Raw genomic sequence first — 9,502 nt, 5'->3', positions numbered from 1 at the left:
TGCCGTCAGGACCCTGGCGCTCGTCGCGCGTGAGCTCGGCGAAGATGCCGACTGGCTCGCCGATATCGCTACCGATCTGGAGCCCGAAGACGGGCTGGTCTGGGTCTACGATCCGCAGCACCCTGACGGAACCATGGCCTTCTCCGAGTTCGGGATCGAGAGCCTCCGTAACCTCATCGATATCCGCCGCATCATGACGAAATAGGACCCCCGCGGTCCACGCCGGATGAATACCCAGAATCCTTCCGGTGACGCTTAGGATCATAGAACAGCGGTCCCGGCGCCGATGTCGCCACGAACACGAGAAAGCCTTGGTCGATAAGGTGAGCGTGCAGCGGGACCGTTCGGAGTTCCCCGGTCTTGGTCACTCGAAGGTCCATGACCATGATGCCGGCTTCATGTCGTATGTCGCGCTTCTCAAGATTCGTGAGTTCGGCGATTCGCGCACCTGAGTATGCCGTCAACCAAGGGCACCATCGCCTTGACGCCGCACGGGTTGGGTTATGATCATCATGCTTGACCGTCAGGGCCGCTGAAAGGATCGCCCTGATCTCATCGTCTCGGAACGTCCGCTCACGCTGTGCAACGATCCTTGGCTCATCCAGAGCGATGCCGGTGACAGGGTTTTTTGAGAGAAGCTGCCCCCCCGAACGCCCCGACGCCCACCGAAACACTGAGCTAACCGCGACGAGATCGTTCTTATTGATGGCTCTGGCGCTTACCCCCTCGACATCACGGCGCATCTCAGCCCATGCGAAAACGTCGTCGGCGGTCAGGGATCGAGCATCACGACTCTTGGCGAAGGCGGCAAAGGACCGGAAGCTTCCTCGATACCGCTTGATGGTGTTCGCAGCCTTCTTATCGGCGCTGTAGACGGCCCATTGTTCGAACAGATTGGCGACAGTCAGAAGTTCCGAGTCGGCCTTGAAGGGGGACTGGGATGATACGCGCTCGGTGTCTGAATGTGTCCCGTTCGCAACACTGTCCGTATCACGTTTTGAAAGTTGCGATCCGTCACAAATCGACCAATCGAAACCGGCCTTTGGACCGCTTCGTTCAGCCTGCCACAACCGCTTCAAGAACCCGTCCGCTATCGAATGACGGATACGAGCTTCGCTTGGCTCTTTGGTTCGCAATGATAGCTGAACGATTGGTCCAACGGTAACCGGGAACCACACATCGCGGATTGGGATTCTGATAATTCGTCCCTCAAGCTCCCCTAGAAGAGAGCGAGGAGTCCGTTGCCTTAGATGATAAACCCCTGTCTTAGGGTCTTTCCACGGCCGGGCAACTCTGAGGGGCATGTGTGAGACCGCCGTGTGAGAGTGCGGTCATCCTTCACATGTCGTAATGCACCAACCTCTTCCAATCATTCAAGAAAAAGTTGGTGCGGCCAAGAGGACTCGAACCTCCACCCCTTGCAGGACTAGCACCTCAAGCTAGCGCGTCTACCAATTCCGCCATGGCCGCATCGCCACCCCAATGATCCGTCCGCGGCCCCGAAGGGGTGAAGCAGGCGTTCCGTGTGGCGCGGCGCAGCGGATAACAGATCGAATCCGCCCCGACAAGCGCTGCCGCTCCGCTTTGTCGGAAATCGCCGGTGTCAGGCGAAATCCTTGAGGCCGTCGAGGAGGGGCACCGCCCCGTCACCGATGGTGACACCGGGCTCGCGCACCACCTCGGCCTTGCGGATGAGTTCGGTGATCTCCACCGAGATGCGGTTGCCGGTCACCACGATCTGCCCGCGCGCGATCGGGTGGTCGTTGGCGAGAATTTCGACCATATCGGTCTCGGTGGATTCGAGTTCGATCACCGCGCCGCGGCCCATGCGCAGCAGGATGTGCAGCGGCATGCGGCTGCGCCCGAGCACCACCGTGAGATCGACCTTGAGGTCTTCGAAAACAGCCACGCGTCCAGTCCGATCTGATCGGGGCGGCCGCACCCGGCTTTGTCCCCGCCCGACCTTCCATGCGCGATGGTGAAGTCTTGGTAAACGAAACCATAACCAAGGGCCGGCTCGGGCTCCCGTCGAGCGATTTTCACGCCGCGCCGGGCGCGCCGCCGGTGGAGTGGCGGATCGACGACGCGCCCGTGCCCTACGCCGCGGCCGTGGCGGTGATGGAGGCCCGCGTCGCCGCCATCGCGGCGGGCACCGCGTCCGAGCTGGTTTGGCTGCTGGAACACCCGCCGCTCTACACGGCGGGCACCTCTGCGCGGGACACCGACCTCGTGGAGCCGCAGCGCTTTCCGGTGCACCGGACCGGCCGGGGCGGGCAATACACCTATCACGGCCCCGGCCAGCGGGTGGCCTACGTGATGCTCGACCTCAACCGGCGCCGGCCGGACCTGCGCGCCTACGTGGCCGCGCTGGAGGCCTGGATCATCGCCACCCTCGATGCCTTCAACGTCCGGGGCGAGCGGCGCGAGGACCGGGTCGGGGTCTGGGTCCGCCGGCCCGAGAAAGGCGAGGGGGTCGAGGACAAGATCGCCGCCATCGGCATTCGCGTGCGGCGCTGGGTCAGCTTCCACGGCATCAGTCTCAACGTGGAACCGGACCTGTCGCATTTCTCCGGCATCGTGCCCTGCGGGATCACCGGCCACGGGGTCACCAGCCTCGTCGACCTCGGACAGCTGGTCAGCCTGCCCGAGGTCGACATGCAATTGCGCGCGACGTTCACCGCGATCTTCGGGCCGGTGGAATCCGCCTGATCAGACGATGGGCACGCCGCGCGCCTTGGCGTGATCGCCGGGCTCCACGTGGATCACCACCACGGCGCCTTCGATCGCGCCCTCGATGGCGGTCTCGAGCCGATCGCAGATCGCATGCGAATCGGCGACGCTCATCTCGCCCGGGACCACGAGGTGGAAGTCGATGAAGGTCGCCTGCCCGGCGTGGCGGGTGCGCATGTCGTGCACTTCGAGCGCCCCCTCGCCATGGACCGAGATGATCTCGCGCAGCTGCCCGACCAGCTCGGGCGGTGCCGCCTTGTCCATCAGGCCGCTGACGGAATCGCGGACCATGCCCCAGCCGGACCACAGGATGTTGAGGGCCACCAGGCCGGCGATTAGCGGATCGAGGATGACGATCCCGGTCACGGCCACGAGTCCGAGGCCGATGAGCACGCCGCCGGAGGTGAAGACGTCGGCCATCACGTGGCTCGCATCGGCGACGAGGGCGGGCGAGCGCCAGAGCCGGCCGCGCTGCATCAGCGCCCAGGCCCAGGCGGCGTTGATCGCCGTGGCGAGCGCATTGACGGCGAGCCCGAGGGCCGGCGCGTCGAGGGCCTTCGGCGCGAGGATGCCGTAGAAGGCCTCGCGCAGGATCAGGATCGCGGCGACGATGATCAGCGCCCCCTCGATCACCGCGGAGAAGTACTCGGCCTTGTGATGGCCGTAGGGGTGATCGGCATCGGCCGGCCGCGCCGCCACCCGCAGGGCGACGAAGGCGAACACCGCCGCCGCCACGTTGATGATGCTCTCCAGCGCGTCGGAATACAGGGCGAGACTGCCCGTGAGCCAATAGGCCACGAACTTCAGGCCCGTCACCAGGAGACCGATGCCGGCGCTCGCGAGAGCGGCTTTCTGGGTGCGGTCCATCACGGTGTCCGGCAGGGGGTCGAATCGGGCGGAGCGGGACGCACCGTCCCGTGCAGGGCCGCCCTTAGCGCTCCCGGCCCGCACAAGGCCACGGCACAGGTTGAACCCGCCGCTGTACGATTTACCCGGGGCTATGACGCCTGCGCCGTCCGAACGGTTCGGACCGCGAGCCTACGCGCTCGGCGTGCCTCGCGCAGCCTCACGCAGGGTGCTGCGCGCGCCCTGCGCCCGGGCACGCGCCGCTTTGCGGGCGTAGCGGCGCGAGACCCACCGCCACTTTGCGTTCGCCGCCAGGGCATCGAGGCGTTTCGCCTCGCGCTCCCAGTAGGACATGAGCTGCGAATCGAGGGTTATCCGGCGCCGAGGCGCCTTCGTCCTGGTCTCATCGGTCATGCGAAGCCTTCGTGTGGGTAAGCCTGTTCATCACTTGGGTGGCGAAGGCGGCGCGGACGTCTCTTCCACGAGGAGCGCTTCGGCATCGTGGGCAAACCCGACCTGTCCGGCATCCGCGACCGGCGAGGTCGGCGTTCCGAACGGCTCGCTCGGATAGGCCTGCGCGAATTTCGCTCGCGCCTCATCGGCATTATCGGCCTTGAGGTTGACCACAGGGCTGCCGGGCAGGGGCCAGCGCGGATCGGCCGGATCGCGCGGTCGCAAGGCATACCAGAGCATCGTGTCACTTTCTCGAAGGCAGCGGGCGTCCGGGCAGCACGGTCCCGAACGGCACGCGCAGGTGGCATTTTAGTGCCGTACGGTCAGAACAATGGGCGGCCGGCGGCGGTTCCCGCGCGCGCGGCCCCGTTGATCCGGACGGCAAAACCGTGCTGTTGGCGCGCCATGCGCGTCGACCTCTTCGATTTCGATCTGCCGGAGGCGAGCATCGCCCTGCGGCCGCCGGTGCCCCGCGATGCGGGCCGCCTCCTCGTGGTCCGCCCCGGCCAGCCGCTAGCGGACCGGACCGTCCGCGAACTCGGCCAGATGTTGCGGCCGGGCGATGCCCTGGTCTTCAACGACACCCGCGTCATCCCCGCCCGCCTGCGCGGGGTGCGCCACCGCGCCGGCTCGCCGGGCCTGCGCATGGAGGCGATGCTGCATCTGCGCGAGGCGCCCGATCGCTGGCGCGCCTTCGCGCGGCCGGCCAAGCGCCTGGCGGTGGGGGACCGTGTCACCTTCGCCCGCCACGGCACCGGCGAACCGGGTGACCTTGGCGGCTTCGACGCCACCATCGCGGAGAAAGGCGAGGCCGGCGAGATCGCCTTGCGCTTCGACCTCTCCGGCCCCGCCCTCGACGGCGCCATCGCCGCCTTCGGCGACCTGCCGCTGCCGCCCTACATCGCCGGCAAACGCCCCACCGACGCGCAGGATTCCACCGACTATCAGACGGTCTATGCCCGCGATCCCGGCGCCGTCGCCGCCCCCACCGCCGGCCTGCATTTCTCGCAGGACCTTCTGGCAAAACTCGATGCGGCCGGGATCACCCGGCACAGCGTGACGCTGCATGTCGGCGCCGGCACCTTCCTGCCGGTGAAGGCCGACGACACCGACGACCACCGCATGCATGCCGAGATCGGAATCCTGAGCGAGGCCACCGCGCAGGCCCTCAACCGGATCCGCGCGGCGGGCGGGCGCATCGTCGCGGTGGGCACCACTGCGCTCCGACTGCTGGAGAGCGCAGCGGATGCCGACGGCCGGCTCCGCGCCTTCGAGGGCCCCACCGACATCTTCATCACGCCGGGCACCCGCATCCGCGCGGTGGATGCGCTGATGACGAACTTCCACCTGCCGCGCTCGACCCTGTTCATGCTGGTCTCGGCGTTTTCCGGCCTGGAGACCATGCGGGCGGCCTATGCCCATGCCATCGCGGGCGGGTATCGGTTCTATTCCTACGGGGATTCGAGCCTGCTGTTTCCGGCCGAGCGATAACCGCGTGCCCCGGCGTGTCCGCTCGGGAAAACCAGTGCTAAGGAGCGCCGATGTCCGAACGCGCCCCCTCCGACCTCCCCACCGACTTTCGCTTCCGCGTCGACGCCACCGACGGCACGGCGCGCACCGGCGCGATCACCATGCCGCGCGGGACCATCCGCACGCCGGCCTTCATGCCGGTGGGCACCGCCGCGACGGTCAAGGCGATGTATCCGGGGCAGGTGCGCGATCTCGGCGCCGATGTGGTGCTCGGCAACACCTATCACCTGATGCTGCGCCCCGGCCCCGAGCGCATGGAGCGGCTCGGCGGCCTGCACCGGTTCATGAACTGGCCGCACCCGATCCTCACCGATTCCGGCGGCTTCCAAGTGATGTCGCTGTCGGCGCTGCGGAAGCTCGACGAGCAGGGCGTGACCTTCCGCTCGCATGTGGACGGCTCGACCCACCACATGAGCCCCGAGCGCTCCATCGCAATCCAGGGCCTGCTCGGCTCGGACATCCAGATGCAGCTCGACGAATGCGTGCGCCTGCCGGCGGACGCCGCCGCCATCGAAAAGGCCATGCGCCTGTCGCTGCGCTGGGCCGAACGCTGCCGGGTCGCCTTCGGCGAACAGCCGGGCAAAGCCCTGTTCGGCATCGTCCAGGGGGGCGATATCCCGGATCTGCGCGTGGAGAGCGCCAGGGCCCTCGTCGACCTCGACCTCAAGGGCTACGCCATCGGCGGCCTCGCGGTGGGCGAACCGCAGGCGGTGATGCTGGCGATGATCGAAACCGTCGAGCCGCATCTGCCCAGGGAGAAGCCGCGCTACCTGATGGGTGTCGGCACCCCCGACGACCTGATGCGCTCGGTGGCGCGCGGCATCGACATGTTCGATTGCGTGATGCCGACGCGGGCCGGACGCCACGGCCTCGCCTATACCCGCCACGGGCGGATCAACCTGCGCAACGCCCGCCATGGCGAGGATACCCGGCCCCTCGACGAGGCCTCGGCCTGTCCGGCGGCGCGCGACTACTCGCGCGCCTACCTCCACCACCTCGTGCGCACCGACGAGATCCTGGGCATGATGCTGCTCACCTGGAACAACCTCTCGTATTACCAGGATCTCATGGCCGGGATGCGCGCCGCCATCGCGCAGGGGCGCCTCGCCGATTTCTGCGACGAGACCCGGGCGAATTGGGCGCGGGCCGAAGCCGAACGCGCCGCCGCCTGATCGGGGTGGCTCAGGGGCGGGACAGCACCGAGTAGAAACCGTCGGACGCGTCCGCGGTTTTCGCCCGCGCCGCCCCGAGCGCGGCGACGATGCGGGCGGCGATGGGCAGCCGGTAATGCAGGGCGTCCCAGTAGTTGGTGTCCTCCCGCGTCACCGGGGAGGGAATCCGGAAATCCACCACCAACGCCCCGCGACGGCGGCCGATCTCAGCGACGTGGGCTTTGCAGGCGGCCTCGCGGGTCGCCATCGGCGTGCCGGGGGCGCCCTGCGCAGCGACATGGGCCGGCATGAACGCCACGATGGCCGCCGTCGTGGGCGGCAATGCCGCGAGGGTGTCGTCGAGCCACGCCAGCGCCGGCATCGCCTCCGGATCGGACGCGGCGCGCGGTGCCGAATCCGGGTCACCCGCGGCGTCGGGCAGGGCCGTCCGGCCGCCATGGATGTGGAGTGCGGCGCGCGCCGCGTCGTAGCTGGCTTCGGGTGGCGTGAAGACCGCGTATCCGTCCCCGCGCAGCCGGACGGGCGCCTTACCGACGCGATGAAGCAGAACGGCGCTCGCCGCCGCCAGGCTCTGCCAGTTCACTTGTCGCAGCGCCCCCAACGGCGTGCCCTCTGTGTAGAGCCAGGACGGGAACGGCCGGAAGGTGAAACGCCGGGTGTCGGCATCGGCCTCACACCAGTTCCGGTCGAGGCCCCACAGGATTGTGCGCGGTGACGCATGGCGCAGGAACAACCGCGCCATCTCCACCTGCTCGAACGGCGTCGCGGCATTCATCGCGAGGTTGGCAAAGTGTCCCCCGAAGGTGCGATCGAGATCGACCGGATCGAGCAGCCGTGCGGTGGAGGTGCCGAACACCGCCGCATCGTAGGCGCCGCTACGCACCACCTGCGGATACATGAAGCGCTGGTTGCTATCCATCAGCGGTCCGGCCCGGCGCCCCGCCGCCGCATGCAGGCCATAGGGGTCCATCGCCGCCACGAAGGCCACCACCGCGAGCCCGAGGCCGAGGCTCACCCCCACGACCAGCGCGATGAAGCGGCGCCAGGATAAGGGCATGGCGTCCTGCGCCGTCCCATCGCTCGTCGTCGTCATCGCCCGCCTTTCCCATCCTCGGCGTCGCACCGGCGACCGGTTGACCCCATACCGCCGAGCCCCTATTGCGGGCCACGCTTTCCGGAACGATCCGGTCCGACACCACGTCCGGCCCCGATCCTCACCGCGAATGCGAGCGCGTAGCTCAGCTGGTAGAGCAACGGACTTTTAATCTGTAGGTCTTGGGTTCGAACCCCAACGCGCTCACCATTTTCCCCAGAACACGCAATCGTCAGCGAGATCCGATATCGGGCCCGCTTGACCAAAGTGCATGATGCAGCCGTAAAGCGGCATGTCTTTGCCATCGCCGCTTGGATCATGCCAAGACCTCGGCGGTTGCGGTCAGCCAACATCCCCGATGAATCAGCACCGAGAGACACGCGGCGGCCCGCGCGTGTCAGCCTATGCCTGCCAGCCATTTTCGCGATGACCAGCGCAGACCGCAAAGGTTCGATTGGCGCGATACCCGCTCGATCGGTCCGAAATTGGACAGACGCACCGGAACAATATTATCGCGACAACGCTGAAGCAGACTTGATTTTGATCGTAAACTCTCCAAAGTATTTGCGATCAACCACACATGAGGCACGCAATGGACGACATACTTGAGGTTCAACCAGCCGATTTCGTCGCGCTCACGGGCGATGTCGTGTCTGCCTACGTCTCCAACAACTCGATCCGCCCGTCCGACCTGGCCGATCTGATCGGAGCCGTTCATCAGGCACTGATCAACCTGAGCCAGCCCGTCGCATCGGCTGAAGAAAAGCAAGAACGCGCCACGCCCGCACAGATCAGGAAGTCGATCACCCCCGACGCGTTGGTCAGTTTCGAGGATGGCAAGTCCTACAAGACCTTGCGTCGTCACCTCACGATCCGCGGTCTGACCCCGGAAGCCTACCGGGCCAAGCACGGCCTGCCGGTGGATTACCCGATGACCTCCGCGAGCTACTCGGCGCAGCGTTCCGCGCTCGCTCAGAGCCTCGGCCTGGGTCGCCATCGTCAAGAGACCAAGGCCGAACGGCCTGTTGCCGCAGTGCCGACGAAGACGGCAGGCCGCGGCCGGCCGCGCAAGACACCGGCGCCGATCGCCGCCGAGTAGCGTCACCGCGCGAACCATCGGTGGAAATCGGCGGGTCCGCCGGTTTCCGTCGCGACTTTGGACCTCGTCTCGCGGCCGAACAGGTGTTGCACCTTTGTTCTTGTCAGCGGGCTCCTTGATCGGCGATAGAGAGGGCATGCGACCGTTCGTGCTCACCTTCGCCTGCATCGCCGTCGGCCTCGGGAGCTGTCTCGGGTCGATGGCGGCCGAGCCGGCGAGCGGCGGCGATCTCACGATCCTGGAGCGGGATTGGAAGGGCTGCGTGCGCGATGCGTTCACGCACCAGCCGGCCGGCCAGAGCAAGGCCGGCGGACAGCGCAACGCTCTCGACGAATGCAAAGCGCAGGAAGACGCCTACGTGACGGCGGTGATGGCGGCTCAAGCCGCCGAGGACGAACAATCCCGCCTCGGAGGCCGCACGATGACGGCCAGGGCGCGGGAATGGGCGGCCTCGGTCGCCGCCTATGTCGTCGACCCGGTCTCGTCCTGGCTCGGAATGTTGAAGCGCTGACACGGCGTTGCCGCGTCTCGGTGCCTCGACCGCACCGGAACAGGATCGATTGCTCACGGCTCCCCCCC

The 9,502-nt window shown here is 67.1% G+C and carries 12 protein-coding genes and 2 tRNA genes; 7 read left to right on the top strand and 7 right to left on the bottom strand.

The window, feature by feature from the left end:
* A partial coding sequence (locus tag G3T14_RS07510; RefSeq protein WP_163641632.1) for a hypothetical protein occupies window positions 1-205 on the top strand: 205 nt, incomplete at its 5' end.
* Here the strand turns inward: G3T14_RS07510 and G3T14_RS07505 are convergent.
* The 3 genes from G3T14_RS07505 to G3T14_RS07495 form a co-directional block, all read right to left on the bottom strand.
* The gene (locus G3T14_RS07505; protein WP_163641630.1) at window positions 192-1,079 is read right to left on the bottom strand and encodes a site-specific integrase; all 888 of its coding nucleotides are present in this window, start codon (window positions 1,077-1,079) and stop codon (window positions 192-194) included. The two genes, G3T14_RS07510 and G3T14_RS07505, sit on opposite strands and share 14 nt — an antisense overlap.
* A gap of 306 nt (window positions 1,080-1,385) precedes the next feature.
* Window positions 1,386-1,470 (bottom strand) — tRNA-Leu (locus G3T14_RS07500).
* Between the two features lie 133 nt (window positions 1,471-1,603).
* The gene (locus G3T14_RS07495) at window positions 1,604-1,909 is read right to left on the bottom strand and encodes a FliM/FliN family flagellar motor switch protein (RefSeq protein WP_163641628.1); all 306 of its coding nucleotides are present in this window, start codon (window positions 1,907-1,909) and stop codon (window positions 1,604-1,606) included.
* Window positions 1,910-2,001: 92 nt separating this feature from the next.
* Here G3T14_RS07495 and lipB point away from each other — a divergent pair, with 92 nt between their 5' ends.
* Window positions 2,002-2,709 carry a lipoyl(octanoyl) transferase LipB gene (lipB, locus tag G3T14_RS07490; RefSeq protein WP_348645230.1) on the top strand — a complete coding sequence of 236 codons (708 nt, stop codon included), beginning with the start codon at window positions 2,002-2,004 and terminating at the stop codon, window positions 2,707-2,709.
* On the opposite strand, the gene G3T14_RS07485 is transcribed toward lipB, so the two are convergent.
* The 3 genes from G3T14_RS07485 to G3T14_RS07475 form a co-directional block, all read right to left on the bottom strand.
* Window positions 2,710-3,597, bottom strand: a complete 888-nt coding sequence (locus G3T14_RS07485) for a cation diffusion facilitator family transporter (protein WP_163641624.1) — start codon at window positions 3,595-3,597, stop codon at window positions 2,710-2,712.
* A gap of 171 nt (window positions 3,598-3,768) precedes the next feature.
* Window positions 3,769-3,990, bottom strand: coding sequence for a hypothetical protein (locus G3T14_RS07480; RefSeq protein ID WP_163641622.1), 222 nt, complete (start codon window positions 3,988-3,990; stop codon window positions 3,769-3,771).
* A gap of 30 nt (window positions 3,991-4,020) precedes the next feature.
* Complete coding sequence (locus G3T14_RS07475) at window positions 4,021-4,269, bottom strand: hypothetical protein (RefSeq protein WP_163641620.1); 249 nt, start codon at window positions 4,267-4,269, stop codon at window positions 4,021-4,023.
* A 165-nt stretch (window positions 4,270-4,434) separates the two neighbouring features.
* Here G3T14_RS07475 and queA point away from each other — a divergent pair, with 165 nt between their 5' ends.
* Window positions 4,435-5,520 carry a tRNA preQ1(34) S-adenosylmethionine ribosyltransferase-isomerase QueA gene (gene queA, locus G3T14_RS07470; RefSeq protein ID WP_163641618.1) on the top strand — a complete coding sequence of 362 codons (1,086 nt, stop codon included), beginning with the start codon at window positions 4,435-4,437 and terminating at the stop codon, window positions 5,518-5,520.
* 50 nt (window positions 5,521-5,570) lie between these two features.
* The gene (gene tgt / locus G3T14_RS07465; protein WP_163641616.1) at window positions 5,571-6,731 is read left to right on the top strand and encodes a tRNA guanosine(34) transglycosylase Tgt; all 1,161 of its coding nucleotides are present in this window, start codon (window positions 5,571-5,573) and stop codon (window positions 6,729-6,731) included.
* A 10-nt stretch (window positions 6,732-6,741) separates the two neighbouring features.
* Here tgt and G3T14_RS07460 read toward each other — a convergent pair whose 3' ends face one another.
* Entirely contained in the window at window positions 6,742-7,824 is a 1,083-nt protein-coding gene (locus tag G3T14_RS07460) for a hypothetical protein (RefSeq protein WP_163641607.1), read from the bottom strand.
* Between the two features lie 134 nt (window positions 7,825-7,958).
* Between G3T14_RS07460 and G3T14_RS07455 the strand changes: the two genes are divergently transcribed.
* The 3 genes from G3T14_RS07455 (at window position 7,959) to G3T14_RS07445 (ending at window position 9,434) form a co-directional block, all read left to right on the top strand.
* Window positions 7,959-8,034, top strand: a tRNA-Lys gene (locus G3T14_RS07455).
* A 382-nt stretch (window positions 8,035-8,416) separates the two neighbouring features.
* Window positions 8,417-8,923: a MucR family transcriptional regulator gene (locus G3T14_RS07450; RefSeq protein WP_163641605.1), complete on the top strand. Its 507-nt coding sequence runs from the start codon at window positions 8,417-8,419 to the stop codon at window positions 8,921-8,923.
* 136 nt (window positions 8,924-9,059) lie between these two features.
* Complete coding sequence (locus tag G3T14_RS07445; protein ID WP_163641603.1) at window positions 9,060-9,434, top strand: hypothetical protein; 375 nt, start codon at window positions 9,060-9,062, stop codon at window positions 9,432-9,434.
* Window positions 9,435-9,502 lie beyond the last annotated feature (68 nt).

Origin of the sequence: Methylobacterium sp. BTF04 (genome assembly GCF_010692745.1) — a bacterium.
Classification (GTDB): Bacteria; Pseudomonadota; Alphaproteobacteria; order Rhizobiales; family Beijerinckiaceae; genus Methylobacterium.
Note: the sequence above shows the minus strand (reverse complement) of the source record. Positions and strands in the feature narration are given on the sequence as shown.